Source organism: Phyllobacterium sp. 01N428, assembly GCF_056399405.1.
In genome coordinates this window covers 746,925-760,848 of record NZ_JBFTRH010000001.1, presented here as the reverse complement: position 1 = coordinate 760,848, position 13,924 = coordinate 746,925, and the positions used below count along the sequence as shown (strand labels likewise).

Annotated in this window: 14 protein-coding genes; 8 read left to right on the top strand and 6 right to left on the bottom strand. The window is 58.9% G+C overall.

The genetic code is table 11. The features are described from left to right. Window positions 1-61 precede the first annotated feature (61 nt). The gene (locus tag AC1DNI_RS03630; protein ID WP_477690851.1) at window positions 62-1,495 is read right to left on the bottom strand and encodes a DUF1254 domain-containing protein; all 1,434 of its coding nucleotides are present in this window, start codon (window positions 1,493-1,495) and stop codon (window positions 62-64) included. 384 nt (window positions 1,496-1,879) lie between these two features. On the opposite strand from AC1DNI_RS03630, the gene AC1DNI_RS03625 reads away from it, so the two are divergent. Next, on the top strand, window positions 1,880-3,541 hold the full coding sequence (locus AC1DNI_RS03625; RefSeq protein WP_477690850.1) for an L-lactate permease: 1,662 nt from the start codon (window positions 1,880-1,882) through the stop codon (window positions 3,539-3,541). Between the two features lie 345 nt (window positions 3,542-3,886). Here AC1DNI_RS03625 and AC1DNI_RS03620 read toward each other — a convergent pair whose 3' ends face one another. Then, on the bottom strand, window positions 3,887-4,651 hold the full coding sequence (locus AC1DNI_RS03620) for an SDR family oxidoreductase (protein WP_477690849.1): 765 nt from the start codon (window positions 4,649-4,651) through the stop codon (window positions 3,887-3,889). 210 nt (window positions 4,652-4,861) lie between these two features. On the opposite strand from AC1DNI_RS03620, the gene AC1DNI_RS03615 reads away from it, so the two are divergent. Together AC1DNI_RS03615 and AC1DNI_RS03610 are read left to right on the top strand one after the other, a co-directional pair. After that, a complete protein-coding gene (locus AC1DNI_RS03615) occupies window positions 4,862-5,572 on the top strand; it encodes a glutathione S-transferase family protein (RefSeq protein WP_477690848.1) in 711 nt (236 codons plus the stop codon). A 24-nt stretch (window positions 5,573-5,596) separates the two neighbouring features. Further along, entirely contained in the window at window positions 5,597-6,643 is a 1,047-nt protein-coding gene (locus AC1DNI_RS03610; protein WP_477690847.1) for a LacI family DNA-binding transcriptional regulator, read from the top strand. Here AC1DNI_RS03610 and AC1DNI_RS03605 read toward each other — a convergent pair. The 3 genes from AC1DNI_RS03605 to AC1DNI_RS03595 all read right to left on the bottom strand — a co-directional run bounded on the left by AC1DNI_RS03605 (window position 6,640) and on the right by AC1DNI_RS03595 (window position 8,547). Beyond that, window positions 6,640-6,966 (bottom strand): MocE family 2Fe-2S type ferredoxin, encoded by a 327-nt coding sequence (locus tag AC1DNI_RS03605; RefSeq protein WP_477690846.1) that lies wholly within the window; start codon window positions 6,964-6,966, stop codon window positions 6,640-6,642. The genes AC1DNI_RS03610 and AC1DNI_RS03605 overlap by 4 nt on opposite strands. A gap of 25 nt (window positions 6,967-6,991) precedes the next feature. Further along, window positions 6,992-8,068: a fatty acid desaturase gene (locus tag AC1DNI_RS03600; RefSeq protein WP_477690845.1), complete on the bottom strand. Its 1,077-nt coding sequence runs from the start codon at window positions 8,066-8,068 to the stop codon at window positions 6,992-6,994. 206 nt (window positions 8,069-8,274) lie between these two features. Continuing rightward, window positions 8,275-8,547, bottom strand: a complete 273-nt coding sequence (locus AC1DNI_RS03595; protein WP_027230449.1) for an usg protein — start codon at window positions 8,545-8,547, stop codon at window positions 8,275-8,277. Window positions 8,548-8,653: 106 nt separating this feature from the next. Between AC1DNI_RS03595 and groL the strand changes: the two genes are divergently transcribed. After that, window positions 8,654-10,282, top strand: coding sequence for a chaperonin GroEL (gene groL / locus AC1DNI_RS03590; protein WP_477690844.1), 1,629 nt, complete (start codon window positions 8,654-8,656; stop codon window positions 10,280-10,282). A 135-nt stretch (window positions 10,283-10,417) separates the two neighbouring features. Continuing rightward, window positions 10,418-10,711: a GYD domain-containing protein gene (locus AC1DNI_RS03585; RefSeq protein ID WP_027230451.1), complete on the top strand. Its 294-nt coding sequence runs from the start codon at window positions 10,418-10,420 to the stop codon at window positions 10,709-10,711. A 64-nt stretch (window positions 10,712-10,775) separates the two neighbouring features. Here AC1DNI_RS03585 and AC1DNI_RS03580 read toward each other — a convergent pair whose 3' ends face one another. Continuing rightward, window positions 10,776-11,468, bottom strand: a complete 693-nt coding sequence (locus AC1DNI_RS03580; protein ID WP_477690843.1) for a winged helix-turn-helix transcriptional regulator — start codon at window positions 11,466-11,468, stop codon at window positions 10,776-10,778. Window positions 11,469-11,630: 162 nt separating this feature from the next. Here AC1DNI_RS03580 and AC1DNI_RS03575 point away from each other — a divergent pair, with 162 nt between their 5' ends. The 3 genes from AC1DNI_RS03575 (at window position 11,631) to AC1DNI_RS03565 (ending at window position 13,887) form a co-directional block, all read left to right on the top strand. Beyond that, a complete protein-coding gene (locus AC1DNI_RS03575; RefSeq protein ID WP_477690842.1) occupies window positions 11,631-12,155 on the top strand; it encodes a DUF1801 domain-containing protein in 525 nt (174 codons plus the stop codon). A gap of 62 nt (window positions 12,156-12,217) precedes the next feature. After that, window positions 12,218-12,640, top strand: coding sequence for a DUF1801 domain-containing protein (locus AC1DNI_RS03570; RefSeq protein ID WP_113279723.1), 423 nt, complete (start codon window positions 12,218-12,220; stop codon window positions 12,638-12,640). A gap of 92 nt (window positions 12,641-12,732) precedes the next feature. Continuing rightward, window positions 12,733-13,887: an acyl-CoA dehydrogenase family protein gene (locus tag AC1DNI_RS03565; protein ID WP_477690841.1), complete on the top strand. Its 1,155-nt coding sequence runs from the start codon at window positions 12,733-12,735 to the stop codon at window positions 13,885-13,887. Window positions 13,888-13,924: the final 37 nt, after the last annotated feature.

The following is a 13,924-nucleotide window of genomic DNA, read 5'->3' as shown; positions in this document are numbered from 1 at the left end:
AGAAGCGCTCCAGAGATACAAACGCGCGGCGCCGTTTCCAGCGCCGCGGGCTGAGTTGCTGTTACTGCGTCACCAAGGGCTGCAAGGCAGGCGCGACAATGACGGCCGGCGGGTTCCATTTTCCCGTGAGGGCCTCGGATCGCGGCCCATAGAGCCGCATCGTCAGGTTGAACGGACCTTCAGGCGCGGGCAACCAGTTGGCTTCCTTGTCGGCGCCGGGGCTCGTGTTCTGGAAGTAGAGATCGAGCGAACCGTCTGCATTATAGCTGAACGGCATCCAGCTACTGACAGCAAAGCGATTGAGCGGATTGCCAACCTGGAAGCCTTCCATATCATAGAGCGTGACCGACCAGAATGCATCGACCGGCGGGAGTGATTGCTTGTCGAAATGCAGGGTGTAATTCCGGGCGCCGGTCAGAGGATCGCCTTTTTCATCAGCGAGATTGAGCGGATAGATCGCATCCTCGGGCAGGTTTGCACCGAGGCCAAGCTGGGCCACAATCGCCCGCTTCAGGTAGTAATTGCCGTAAACGCCCATCGTATCGGTATTCATCGACCAATAATTGGCGACGCGAGCAAGCGTCGGCACCTTCCACTCCATGAGCTTTCGCGCTTGGGCGGGCACGTTTTGCAGCCCTTTCGCAACGGCCGCATCGAGCTTATCCGCGTCGAAGCTCTTGCCGGGCTCGATGCCTATCCGCTTCATGCGTGCGATGATCGGCTGATCGGTGATATGCGGCGGATTGACTTTCAAGACGTCGGCCGCGTAGGCGAAGAATTCGTCTGCGGACATGCTGTCCACTGTCTTTTTCGGCGGCGTCTTCATATCGACCGAGGGATCGACGGTCACCTTGGCGGGTTCTGCAGTCTTGCCCCATTGCGATAGCGGAGTGATCTTGTAGCCCGCCTGGATCTTGTGAACCGCATCGTAGTCTTCGGGTCCATCGGTCTTGGTGCGGCCGATGATCCAGACATGGGGTGTCGGCGCGTCTATCCGCTGGAGGCCATCTGGCAGATCTTTGCCTTGCCAGCCGGGTGGCACCAGCACGTAGTCGGCCTTGGCCGTACCGGTGGTCCGCCAGCCGGGTGATGCGAAGACGTCCGACCACAGGTCGAGCATGGGAAGGAGATAATAGCGCCCGCCGGTGTCGGGTGCGGATACGACCATAGGCTCCTTGGTCATGTCGAGCCAGGCGGAAGAATAGAGCGTGTCGAAGTTGGGCCTCACCACATCGCGGTAGTCGGCGGTCGGAAATTCCGGAACGTTGACGAAGGTGTTGGCCGGCCCTCGCCCCATAACTTTACCGGGCTCGATATTTGTTGCTTGCCGCCGCGTCACGTCCATCGTCACCATGGGATAGAAGTAGACATAGGCATCTATGCCGATCGTCGCGGCCTCCTCCTCGGTAATGGCGTCAGCTGCTGCTGCGCCATGAACCAATGCGCCCATAACAATGAGCGCGGCAGCCACTTGGCTTATTATTCTCACTTTCATGTTGGCCTCCGTTGGAAGTCCGCGCGCCATTCATTGGTTCCAAGCAATGGGCTTGCGTCCGGTTTTCTTGAGATCATCTGTCCGCGTCACAAGCTGCGATGCCGATGCGGCATGAAACTGCGTGGAAGATTTGCGTGAGTTGGAACTGCATCCCCAGCAAAAGCATTCTGCTTCCATTGGTGACCAGCAACCCGTTTACACGCAAGTATGTTACGGTAACACACGTCTGGATTGTGTTGAGTTGCTTCGAGACGTCGGCGAAAGGCGCCAGACTTATCAAACGCTTTGTGAGTAAGTCGCCTTGCAATATTGGACTTTCGACGTACCAACTAGGGACAAGACCGATTCATCTGCCACATACATTCGTCATGGAGCGTATTCAACATGTGGAATCAGGTTTACAACCCCTTCAATAACGCCGTCCTATCGACTATCGCCGCATCGATACCCGTTGTCGTGCTGCTTGCGATGATCGCATCGAACAAGGTCAAGGTGCACATCGCCGCGATCATCGCCCTGGTCGTTGCCAATCTTGTCGCCATCTTCATCTTCACCATGCCTGCCGGCATGTCGGTCAGGGCATCGCTGCTTGGCGTTGTAACCGGCTTCTTTCCGATTGGCTGGATCGTCCTCAACGTCATATTTCTCTACAGACTGACCGTCGAGAAGGGCATCTTCGAGACGCTGCAAAACACGATCGGCGGCGTTACCCGTGACAGGCGCCTGCAGATCCTGCTGATCGCCTTTTCTTTCGGCGCCTTCTTCGAGGGCGCGTCGGGATTTGGCACGCCCGTCGCAGTCACCGCGGCGATCCTTATCGGCCTCGGCTTTTCGCCGCTTGCCGCATCAGGCCTGTCGCTAATTGCCAATACGGCCCCGGTCGCCTATGGCGCGCTCGGCACACCCATCGCCGGCCTGTCGAGCGTGACGGGCATTGACCCGTTTCTGCTCGGCGCCATGGTGGGACGGCAATTGCCGTTTTTCTCGCTGATCATACCATTCTGGGTCGTCTGGGCGTTTGCCGGCTGGCGAGGCATGAAGGAAGTCTGGCCTGCCATTCTCGTCACCGGCGTTTCCTTCGCCGTGCCCCAATTCCTGATTTCCAATTTCGTCAACCCCTGGATCGTCGATATCGGCGCTTCCCTGATCTCCATGGCCTGCCTCATAGGCTTTCTTCGCATCTGGCAGCCGCAAGTCATCTGGACCTCGGCCAAGCTGCGTATTCGCGACGACTCGGCAAAACAGGTCCCACCGGTGAAGACAACCAAACGCGAGCCGACGCGCAAGGAGGTCTGGGCCTCGCTGACGCCGTGGATCATCGTCTGCGCAGTGCTTCTGCTTTGGGGTACTGATTGGTTCAAGGGCATGGTCAATCCATGGGCGACGTTGAGCTACGAGGTGCCGGGCCTTAACAACCAGATCATGAAAGTCGCGCCGATTGCTGCCACTCCGACGCCGGAAAAAGCAGTCTTCGCCTTCACCTGGCTCTCCTTCACAGGGTCCGGCATGCTGATTGCAGCCATCATTTCCGGCTTCATCATGGGTTACAAACCACTTGAATTGATCACGGCCTATGGCCGCACGATCAAGCTGTGCGCCTACTCGCTGATCACGATCTCGGCGATGCTTGCCATCGGCACGCTCACCCGCCTCTCCGGCATCGATGCGACGCTCGGCCTCGCCTTCGCCGCGACCGGTGTGCTCTATCCCTTCTTCGGAACGTTGCTCGGCTGGCTGGGCGTCGCCCTGACGGGTTCGGATACCGCCTCCAACGTGCTCTTCGGCAATCTGCAGAAGATTACCTCCGAACAACTCGGCCTTTCGCCGATCTTGATGAGCGCGGCCAATTCCTCAGGCGGCGTCATGGGCAAGATGATTGATGCACAGTCGATCGTCGTCGCCTCCACCGCTACCAACTGGTACGGGCACGAGGGGACGATCCTGCGATTTGTCTTCAAGCATTCAATCGTGCTGGCCTGCCTCGTCGGTATTCTGGTCATGCTCCAGGCCTATGTGTTCACCTGGATGATTGTCACACCGCCTTGATTTCGGTCCTCGGGCCTGACCAGTGCGGGCCCGTTAGGCAAACCCGTGAAGCAGGCTGATCTCCCCCTTGTGGGGGAGATATCCGGCAGGACAGAGGGCGGTGAGTGGATCATCGGCCAATGATTTTCGAATGCAGGGCGCCGCCTTTCCCTCCCCCTTGTGGGGAGGGTGGCTGCGCAGCGGCCGGGAGGGGCGTGCCTGGTAGGAAACAAATCGCTTCGCTGTCGAAAGGACCCCGCCCCGGACCTTCGGTCCGACCCTTTCCACAAGGGGGAGGGAAGCACGGAACCCGCAGAGCCCAAGAATTTGACTTGTGAGACGGTCAGGATCAACGTCATGAGCACTTTACGTCCGTGTGATCGAGACACCGCCATCGACCAGCGAGGCCGTGCCGGTCACGAACGAAGCGTCGTCGGAGGCCAGGTAGAGGACCGAGCGCGCCAGTTCCTCCGCGGTCGCGACCCGCTTCAAGGCATGAAGGTTGGTGATGAATGCCTTTGACTCAGGTGTATTGTTCATCTCGCGGTACATGTCCGTATCCACGGCACCCGGCAGGATCGCATTGACGCGTATATTCTGCGGTCCGTACTCCGCGGCCAGCGACTGGGTGAGGCCTATAATTCCGGATTTGCTGGCGGCATAGGCAGCAACGCCCGGAAATGCGAAACTGTAGCCGACGAAGGTGGACGTGAAGATGATCGATCCGCCACCGTGCTTCAGCATCTCCGCGACCTGATGCTTGGCGGCAAGGAAAGAGCCAGTCAGGTTGATCGCAATGGCATCGTTCCAGCCTGCTTCAGAAACGCCGGTTGTTGGGCCCGCTTCTCCCATAACGCCGGCGTTGTTGAAGGCGATGTCGAGCCTGCCGTAATGTTCCGCGGCGAGTTGGACGAGGCCCTTGGCATAATCTTCCGAACGCACGTCGCCGGCAAGGGCAACGGCTTCGCCGCCATCGCTTTGGATTTCGCGCACCAATGCGTCAAGCTCTTCCTTGCGCCGCGCGCCGACGACAAGCTTTGCGCCCTCCTTGGCAAACAGTTTTGCCGTCGCCCGACCGATACCGGCGCTCGCACCGGTAACGATCGCCACTTTTCCAGATAGTCTGCTCATGTTCTTCTCCTAATGTCTGATACCGGCTGAGGTTCAGCCGCTTTTGTTGGACTTAATAGTGGCGATTGGCCTCAGTTCGAAGTAGGTGGCAGATGGCGGAACTGGTTTTCGGAAAAGCCGAACAATCACAGGAACCCGGCAACGTGGATGCGCGTTCGGCTGCATGCTAGCCTACCCGCTCCAGAATCAAATCCCCCCAAGGAGACGTGAATGTCCGATCTATCCGCTTTCCCCATTGCCAGCCGTTGGCCGGCACAATATCCGGACCGGCTACAGCTTTATTCTTTTCCGACCCCGAACGGGGTCAAGGTGTCGATCGCGCTGGAAGAACTTGGGCTGCCCTACGAGCCGCATGCGGTCAACATCGGCAAGAATGAAAGCTGGACGCCGGAGTTCCTGTCGCTCAACCCCAACGGCAAGATCCCCGCGATCATCGATCCCGATGGTCCGGGCGGCAAGCCGCTCGGCCTCTTCGAATCCGGCGCCATCCTGCTTTATCTCGCCGAGAAGACCGGCAAGCTCATTCCCGCGGACCCGAGACTGCGATACGATACCATCCAGTGGGTTTTCTTCCAGATGGCAGCAATCGGGCCGATGTTCGGACAGGTCGGATTCTTTCACAAGTTCGCGGGCCGCGAGATCGAGGACAAGCGGCCGCTCCAACGCTACGTCGATGAATCTAAGCGCCTGCTCGGCGTAATCGAGACGCGGCTCAGCGGGCGTGAATGGATCATGGGCGACGAATACAGCATAGCCGATATCTCCATGCTCGGCTGGGTGCGCAACCTTGTCGGGTTCTATGGCGCGCGGGAAATCGTTGATTTCGACAGTCTGAAACATGTCCCTGCCTGGCTGGAGCGCGGACTTGCCCGGCCCGCCGTGCAACGTGGCCTTGATATTCCGCAGCGTCCGGCAGCCTAGCGGCATCCAGCCTCGGAGCGGGTAATGTCGCGCAAGAAGGTCATACTGAGCGAGGTTGCCGAGCTTGCCGGCGTTGGTATCGCTACGGTCGATCGTCTGTTCAACGAGCGCGGCAACGTCAAACCGGAAACGGCGTTGAAGATCATTCGGGCTGCGCGACAGCTCGGTCTGCAGCGCATCCTGCCCGCGACCTATCATAAGGGCCTGCGCCTGGAGGTAATCCTGGCGCGGCCCTATTTGCCCCTGATCAAGCGCATGAACGAGGCGTTCATGCAGCTTGCACCCAGCCTCGACCGCTCGGTTACCATTCAGCGTAGCTTGCTCAAGGACGACAAGGCGGAACACATTGCCGAGCGTATCCGCGCCACGACTTGCAATGCGGTGATCATCTATGCGCAGGAGGATCCCGCGATCATCGGCGCCGTCGGCGCCATAACCGCAGCGGGTATTCCGGTGATAACCGTCATCTCCGACCTGCCAACCTCAGCGCGCTTCGCCTATGCCGGAATAGACCATTACGCTGCCGGGCGGACGGCGGGCTACTTCATGGCTAAGTTTGCGCGGCAACCGGGTCGAGTCATAGCCCTGTGCTATGACCTCGGAATCAGGGGCCATGCCGACCGCATTCGGGGTTTGACAGATGCAATGAATGTCCACGGCGCCGGGCTTACACTGGCGGAGCGTCTTGAGGGGCGCGACGATTCTGAAATTTCCGAGCGGCTCCTGGTCGATGCACTGAAGCGTCACCGCGATATTGTCGGCGTCTATAATGCCGGTGCCCCGAATGACGCCGTTGAACTCGCCCTTCGCAAGAGCGCGCTGCAGAACCAACCCATCTTCATCGGTCACGAGCTGACCCCGCAATCGTGTAAAATGTTGCGCGAGGGGACGATGACGCTCGCCATCGACCAGAACCCGCAGCAGCAGGCGCGGCTCGCGGTCGACATCCTGCTGCACCACTTCGGCTATGCCGAGCATCCCGAACTCAAGACACCCTATAGTGCGACGATCGACTTCACGCTGCACGGACCGGAGAATATCGGGAAGACATCTGATCGCACGGCGAGTTAACCAACGGAGATGAGGACTTTCCCGTCTTCGACTTTGACCGGATAGGTACGCAGGTTCACGCAGACGGGAGCGCCCTTGGCCGCGCCGGTTCGGTAATCGAAGCGGCCATTGTGCTTCGGGCACTCAATGACATGTTCCATGACCAGCCCGTCAGCAAGATGCACCTTCTCATGGGTGCAGAGGCCATCGGTGGCATAATACTCGTCGTCCGGCGAGCGGAAGATCGCGAAAGTGCGGCCGCCATGGTCAAAGCGGATAACATCCTCCGCGTCGATGTCATCGGCGTCGCACGCTTCGATCCAGGTCTTCGAGACAGCATTCATCGTCAGTTCTCCTCAAAATTATTGCTCACTCGGCGGGCGCAGCAAAGCGCATATCGGGTGCGGCCAGAATAGTTCCCGGCAGCGGCCGCTGGACAAAATAGCCGGGGTCCTTCACCTGCCTGATCAGCGCCGGGATGATTTCGCGGTAAACGGCCCAGATGGACGGATAGACCGGAGGGCACTGGTGCTTGATCATGGCATGCAGTTGCGGGAGGGCATAAAACGGCACCATAGGGAACATGTGGTGCTCGATGTGGTAGTTCATGTTGATGTAGAGGAAGCGGAACACAGGATTGGTGTCGAATGTTCGCGTGTTGAGCCGGTGGTCGTAGACATCCTCGTCGAGCCCCGCATGCTGCGTGATGTTGAAGAGCTGCGCCAGCGGACCGCCATAAAAGCGCGGCAGGACGATGAACAGGGCAGGCAGGATCGAGGCAAAATACCAGCAGGCGGCTCCGGTCGCGACGAAGATCGCAACGTAGATGCGTGACGACCAGAACACTTTCGGCTTTTCGCTGTCAGGAACGAAGTGACAGCCTTCCTCGTTCAGGCTGCCACAGGCGTGGCGCAGGATCGACGCCATCTGGATCAGGCCGGACTTCAGGAAGAAGAAATCGAGAATGATACCTGGAATATCGGGCGGACGCGGCACTGCAATTTCGGGGTCGCGGCCGACGATGATCGTGTCTGTATGATGCCGCGAATGGCTCCAGCGCCAGTAAAAACCCTCATGCAGGGTCATGAAGCCGTTGAGGTGGTAAAGCGCCTCATTGATCCAGCGCGTCTTGAATGGCGTGCCGTGCGAGAGTTCATGAGCGCGATGGTCGCTGGCAGCGTAGAGAACACCATAGACGGCGAAAAACGGAACGCACCAAAGCGTGCCCCATGTCAGAAAAGCGCCGGCACCCGATGCGGCAAGCAATGCGAGCCCGAGCCCAAAATGGCGCAGCGAGACCAGGTCTGAACGCTTCATCAGCTGCTTGAAGACCTTGCGGTCGACTTTTGCGGAAAACCATTCGGATTCGACGCGGTTCTCAAAGCCATCGTCGGTCAGTACCGCGGCTCGTGCTGCGTCGCCAACAAGCGCATAGCTTTTCGTCATTTGATTATCCTCCGCAATTACGCCCCGCCGGCCTCTTATTGCCTGTGCGTCGAAAATACCTTTACGGATGCCCCAGGGTCCATTTGGATATTGATGGTTTTCCATCATCTCGCCTGTGGCGGGCGGGATGGTCGGAGGATATTCAAACGGGGAGAACAAGCCCGATGCACCCTTATCGGCGCTCATGCTTTCGAAGAGCGCCGCAGTCAATGCAGCGATATGATGCCGTCCACGGCGCGCCATTCGCGCGGCGAAATCAGGTGCTGGTGGACGATCCGGACTGAGTGCAGCGGCCCCTCGATGTCCTTGCACCAGAAATCAAGAAAGCCTTTCAATTCCGGGAAAGACGGAGCAAGATCGTATTCCTGCCAAATGTAAAGCTGCAGAAAGCTCGGGTGGTCGGGAAGGCGATAATGTATCTCGGCCGTTGTCAGACCGTAGCCTTTTAGCTGAAGTTCGAATGCTCTGCTTGTTGTCATGAATATTTCCCTTGTGGATCAACTCATGCGTCACTGTGAATCTTGTCAGATTCCGCTGTGTTTTCAAGGAAAATTACAGAACTTGTAAAAGGGAGGAGTGAGGACCATGGCTGCAAAAGAAGTCAAATTCAGCGCCGAAGCGCGGGATCGCATGATGCGCGGCGTCGATATACTTGCCAATGCCGTCAAAGTGACACTCGGTCCCAAGGGCCGCAACGTCGTGATCGAGAAATCTTTCGGAGCGCCGCGCATCACCAAGGATGGCGTCACTGTCGCCAAGGAAATCGAACTCGAGGATAAATTCGAGAACATGGGGGCCCAGCTGCTGCGCGAAGTCGCTTCGAGGACGAGCGACGTTGCCGGCGACGGTACGACGACAGCCACCGTTCTTGCCCAGGCCATCGTGCGCGAGGGCGCGAGAGCTGAAGCTGCAGGCATGAATCCGATGGATTTGAAGCGCGGCATAGATATCGCCGTGGAAGCAGTTGTTGCGGAACTGAAGCGCAATGCCCGTAAAATCTCCAATAATTCCGAAATTGCCCAGGTGGGAACCATCTCCGCCAACGGTGACATAGAAATCGGTCAATATCTGGCCGACGCCATGGGGAAGGTCGGGCACGAAGGCGTCATCACTGTCGAGGAGGCAAAAACCGCCGAGACCGAACTCGAAATCGTCGAAGGCATGCAGTTCGACCGCGGCTACCTCTCCCCTTATTTCGTCACCGACCAGGACAAGATGCGGGTCGAATTCGAAGACCCCTATATTCTCATCCACGAGAAGAAGCTCTCGAACCTTCAGGCAATGCTGCCCATTCTCGAAGCCGTGATCCAGTCGGGAAGTCCGCTGCTGATCATCGCAGAAGATGTGGAGGGCGAGGCATTGGCAACGCTCGTCGTCAACAAATTGCGCGGCGGGTTGAAGGTCGCAGCGGTCAAGGCGCCGGGCTTCGGCGATCGGCGCAAGGCAATGCTCGAGGACATAGCGATCCTCACCGGCGGCACCGCGATCAGCGAGGACCTCGGCATCAAGCTCGAGAACGTCACACTCGACATGCTCGGCCGTGCCAAGAAGACGATCGTCGAGAAGGAAACGACGATCATCGTCAACGGCGGCGGCTCGAAAGCCGATATCGATGCACGAATTGTGCAGATCAAGGCCCAGATCGAGGATACGACATCCGACTATGACAAGGAAAAGCTGCAGGAACGGCTTGCCAAACTTGCCGGCGGCGTGGCCGTGATCCGGGTTGGCGGCTCGACCGAGGTCGAGGTGCGCGAACGCAAGGATCGCGTCGATGACGCGCTCCACGCGACGCGCGCGGCCGTGGAAGAAGGAATACTTCCCGGTGGCGGCGTTGCGCTCCTGCGCTCAGCCAAAGCGCTTGAGGGGCTGCAGGTCAAGAATGCGGACCAGCGCGTCGGTATCGAGATCGTGCGGCGGGCCATCGAGATGCCCGTGCGCCAGATTGCGGAGAATGCCGGGGCGGAGGGCTCGCTGATCGTCGGCAAATTGCGCGAGAATAGCGACTTTGCATATGGGTGGAACGCCCAGACCGGCCAGTATGGCAATCTTTACGAGATGGGCGTGATCGATCCGGCAAAGGTGGTGCGCAGTGCGCTTCAAGGGGCCGCGTCGGTTGCGGGTCTCCTCGTCACGACCGAAGCGATGGTCGCCGATATTCCCAAGAAGCCCGGGGCTCCGGCCATGCCTGCGGGCGGCGGCATGGACTACTGATAACTTCTGGGCCGGTGGGCGTGTCGCAGGCCTTGCATTGTTCCACCCTGCCAACAGGACTATAGTTAAACCGGGGATGCGGAGGGAGCAAAATCGCGGCCACCGGCACGAGCCGTGCCGCGGGGGAGGTTAGCGATGACCACGTATGTTGTTCTCTTGAACTGGACCGAACTTGGCCTCAAGAACGCGGGGGACTCGCCCAACAGGCTCGATGGTGCGAAGAAAATGCTCAAGGAAATGGGCGGTTCATTCGATCAGTTTTTTCTGACGATGGGCGAATATGACATGGTCGGCATTATGACGGCGCCCGACGACGCGGTCATGGCGCGCTTCACGCTGGGCCTTGGGCAGAAGGGCTTTGTGCGCACGCGGACGCTGAAGGCATTCCCGGAAGCGGCCTATCGCGAAATCATCAAATCGCTGGGCTGATTGTTTTCTGAAAGGCACAAAGGAAGCCGCAAGTCATTCTTGCGGTTTCCGCGCGGCGGCAATCCTATGAGACCATGCGTTGCTGTGGGGCGAATGTGCTGAGGCCGAGCCATTGCTGCATGGCGTTCGCAATGCTGGGGTCGCCGTCGAATTCGACGCGGCCTGCTTCGACCTCGCGCCTGACGGCTGAAAGCCCCATCCAGATCGCCGTCATGCTCTTCAGCGAGCTTGTGACCAGTAGATCGACATCGAAACCCGGATCGAAGCCGCAAAGGTCTATGGAACTGCCGTCGACAACCAGCCAGAAATTCTGCCTGGTTTCCGGCAGCTCGGGGTACAGAAACTGAATCGTGCAGCGCCGTTTCGGCAGCGGCTTCGGATTGAGGTTGCGGCGCATGTCCCACATCAGCAGGGAGGGGTCGAGATTGCGCAGCGACAGTTCCGATTCAACCCAGCGCTGCCCCCAGGAGCCAATGCCGAGCACGATTGCCCGCAGGTCTTCCCCAGCGGGCGACAAATGATATTCGGTCGTGCCGTTGGCGTTGGTTACGACCTCTACCACCCCCGCACGTTCAAGCTCTTTCAAACGTTTGGACAAAAGCGCAGGCGACATGCGCGGCACGCCGCGGCGCAGATCGTTGAAACGCGTCGTCCCCATCAGCATTTCGCGTATCACGAGTGTCGTCCAGCGCGAGCACAATATCTCCGACGCCATCGCAACCGGACAGAACTGCCCGTATCCTCCACGTTGTTCCATTGTTCCCACCGGTCTTCCTGACCCTTTTCTTAAGGCAAGAATACCCTAAAACGCGGTCGAATCCTACCGGCTGGACATTTCGGGTCGGAACGTTGCCTTGGGCCCAAGTCTGCGGATAAAACTACGCCCTGTCTTTTAAACGCTGCTCGAAAGGTTGGACGTATGACCGATACTTCGAATGAACCGCGTACGGTTGCCCAAAAGAAACCGGGCAAGACCGTCAAGAAGAAAGCGAAAGAACTCACCGCCAAATCACCGGCCCGCAAGCCCCAAGGCACTCCCGCTGAGCCGAAGCTCTTGTCCGGCGGAAACCCCCAGATTGCGAAAGCTGACGGCGACGCCCCCGTTCAGGCCTATATCGCGGCGATGCCCGGCTGGAAGAGCGAGGCCGGCCGACGCCTGGACGCGCTGATCGCTCGCACCGTTCCTGATGTGCGAAAGGCGGTGAAATGGAACTCGCCGCTCTACGGTATTGAGCGCCAGGGATTCTTCCTCGGCGTCCATTGCTTCGACAAATACATAAAGGTCGCCTTCTTCCACGGCGCGTCGCTGAACCCGATGCCGCCTGTCGCATCCAAGGACAAGAACACCCGCTACTTTCACATCCATGAGAACGACGCGATCAATGAGGAGGAACTGGCGGCGTGGATCCGTCAGGCCGCCGACCTGCCCGGCTGGGTCCCCTGATTTGATCAAGTAATATAGGCTTGCCTGCACGAATCGGGTCCGGAACTGGAGGAACAGTACCCATGAATCCCTCGGAACATATTGACCAGCTTATCGAAAAACTCGGCGACTGGCGCGGCGAGATGCTCGCAAGCCTCCGCAAGACTTTCCTTGAAGCCGATAAGGAGATCGTCGAGGAATGGAAGTGGATGGGTAGCCCTGTCTGGGAGCGCGACGGGATCATCGCGGTGGGCAATGCCCACAAGGAAAAGGTGAAGCTGACGTTCTCGCACGGCGCAAGCCTTCCCGACCCGGATAAGCTTTTCAACAATGGCTTCGGGGGCAAAGTGTGGCGCGCGATCGACGTCCACGAGGGCGACAAGGTTGACAAGGACGCTTTGAAAAAGCTCATTCGCGCCGCCGTCGAATTCAACCAAGCCAAGAAACTGGCAAAGAAAGCCACGCCACGCACACGGGCGAAAACGGCTAAGGGCGAAGCCGAATAGGCTAGTACATTTCCTGAACTGGACGAATTGCAGCGTTGAGAGGATCCTTTGCGCATGGGCTGTTGAAGCCCCAAGGAGGACCTATGAACAGCATGGCACATACATCATCCATTGCGGACGAAGCTTCGTCCGGGAGTGCCGTAGATATCGCGCACTCTTTGACACCAGCTCTCGCTGCGAGGGCAGCGGAATTTGACGAGACCGACACTTTCGTTGCGGAGAACTATAAGCTCCTCAAGGAGGCCGGCCTCGTCCATGCCGGTGTTCCCCAAGAACTTGGCGGGGGCGGCGCCGACGTTGGCGAGCTTGCCGAAATGCTGCGCGTGCTCGCGCATGGCTGCTCTTCGACCGCGCTCGCTTTCTCGATGCACACGCATCAGGTCGCGATCCCTGCCTGGCGCTGGCGCCACCAGAAGGCTTTGGCCGTCGAGCCCCTTCTGAAGCGTATTGCCGCTGAAAAGCTGATCCTGTTGTCGAGCGGGGGCTCGGACTGGATCGGCGGCTCAGGCGACGCAACGAAGGTCGAGGGCGGCTACCGCATCAAGGCGCGCAAGGTGTTCACCTCAGGCGCCAATGCCGGAGACATCCTGATGACCGGCGCGATCCTTCGCGGGGAAGACGGTTCGGCTCAGGTGATCCACTTTGGCGTTCCCATGAAGTCAGCCGAAGTCAAGGTTGTAGATACCTGGAAAGCCCTCGGAATGCGAGGAACCGGCTCCAACGATGTTGCGATCGAGGACTTCTTTGTGCCTGACGCCAGCGTCGCGTTTTCGCGCAAGGCGGGCGAATGGCATCCGGTTTTCCAGATCATCGCAACAACGGCATTTCCGCTGATCTATGCTGTGTATCTCGGCGTTGCCGAAAGCGCGCGGGACATTGCCATCCATCTTGCCAAGAAGAAGCAGCCGACCGAAACCTCCATGAACCTCGCAGGTCGCATGGACACCTCGCTGCGCGCCGCCCAGCTTGCACATCAGTGGATGGTGAAAATTGTCGAGCGCAATTCGCCTTCCGCCGAAAGCGTCAACGAGGTCATGATCGGACGTTCGCTGGTGGCGGAACATGCAATCAAGACAGTGGAGCTTGCTCTCGAGTTGGCGGGTGGTGCCGGTTTCTATCGTTCGAACGGGCTTGAACAGCGTTTCCGGGATATCCAGGGCGCGCGGTTCCACCCGCTCCAGCAAGGCCCGCAAGCGCGGTACGCCGGAGCGATGGCGCTCGGACAGTCGGTGAATACCGTATTCTAGAGTGCCCTACAAAGACGGGCGTTGGCAGGCGTGGGGT

Excerpts from the sequence above, each read along its gene's own strand:
- AC1DNI_RS03630 (WP_477690851.1), bottom strand. The coding sequence starts at position 1,495 with ATGAAAGTGAGAATAATAAGCCAAGTGGCTGCCGCGCTCATTGTTATG.
- AC1DNI_RS03625 (WP_477690850.1), top strand. The coding sequence starts at position 1,880 with ATGTGGAATCAGGTTTACAACCCCTTCAATAACGCCGTCCTATCGACT.
- AC1DNI_RS03620 (WP_477690849.1), bottom strand. The coding sequence starts at position 4,651 with ATGAGCAGACTATCTGGAAAAGTGGCGATCGTTACCGGTGCGAGCGCC.
- AC1DNI_RS03615 (WP_477690848.1), top strand. The coding sequence starts at position 4,862 with ATGTCCGATCTATCCGCTTTCCCCATTGCCAGCCGTTGGCCGGCACAA.
- AC1DNI_RS03610 (WP_477690847.1), top strand. The coding sequence starts at position 5,597 with ATGTCGCGCAAGAAGGTCATACTGAGCGAGGTTGCCGAGCTTGCCGGC.
- AC1DNI_RS03605 (WP_477690846.1), bottom strand. The coding sequence starts at position 6,966 with ATGAATGCTGTCTCGAAGACCTGGATCGAAGCGTGCGACGCCGATGAC.
- AC1DNI_RS03600 (WP_477690845.1), bottom strand. The coding sequence starts at position 8,068 with ATGACGAAAAGCTATGCGCTTGTTGGCGACGCAGCACGAGCCGCGGTA.
- AC1DNI_RS03595 (WP_027230449.1), bottom strand. The coding sequence starts at position 8,547 with ATGACAACAAGCAGAGCATTCGAACTTCAGCTAAAAGGCTACGGTCTG.
- groL (WP_477690844.1), top strand. The coding sequence starts at position 8,654 with ATGGCTGCAAAAGAAGTCAAATTCAGCGCCGAAGCGCGGGATCGCATG.
- AC1DNI_RS03585 (WP_027230451.1), top strand. The coding sequence starts at position 10,418 with ATGACCACGTATGTTGTTCTCTTGAACTGGACCGAACTTGGCCTCAAG.
- AC1DNI_RS03580 (WP_477690843.1), bottom strand. The coding sequence starts at position 11,468 with ATGGAACAACGTGGAGGATACGGGCAGTTCTGTCCGGTTGCGATGGCG.
- AC1DNI_RS03575 (WP_477690842.1), top strand. The coding sequence starts at position 11,631 with ATGACCGATACTTCGAATGAACCGCGTACGGTTGCCCAAAAGAAACCG.
- AC1DNI_RS03570 (WP_113279723.1), top strand. The coding sequence starts at position 12,218 with ATGAATCCCTCGGAACATATTGACCAGCTTATCGAAAAACTCGGCGAC.
- AC1DNI_RS03565 (WP_477690841.1), top strand. The coding sequence starts at position 12,733 with ATGGCACATACATCATCCATTGCGGACGAAGCTTCGTCCGGGAGTGCC.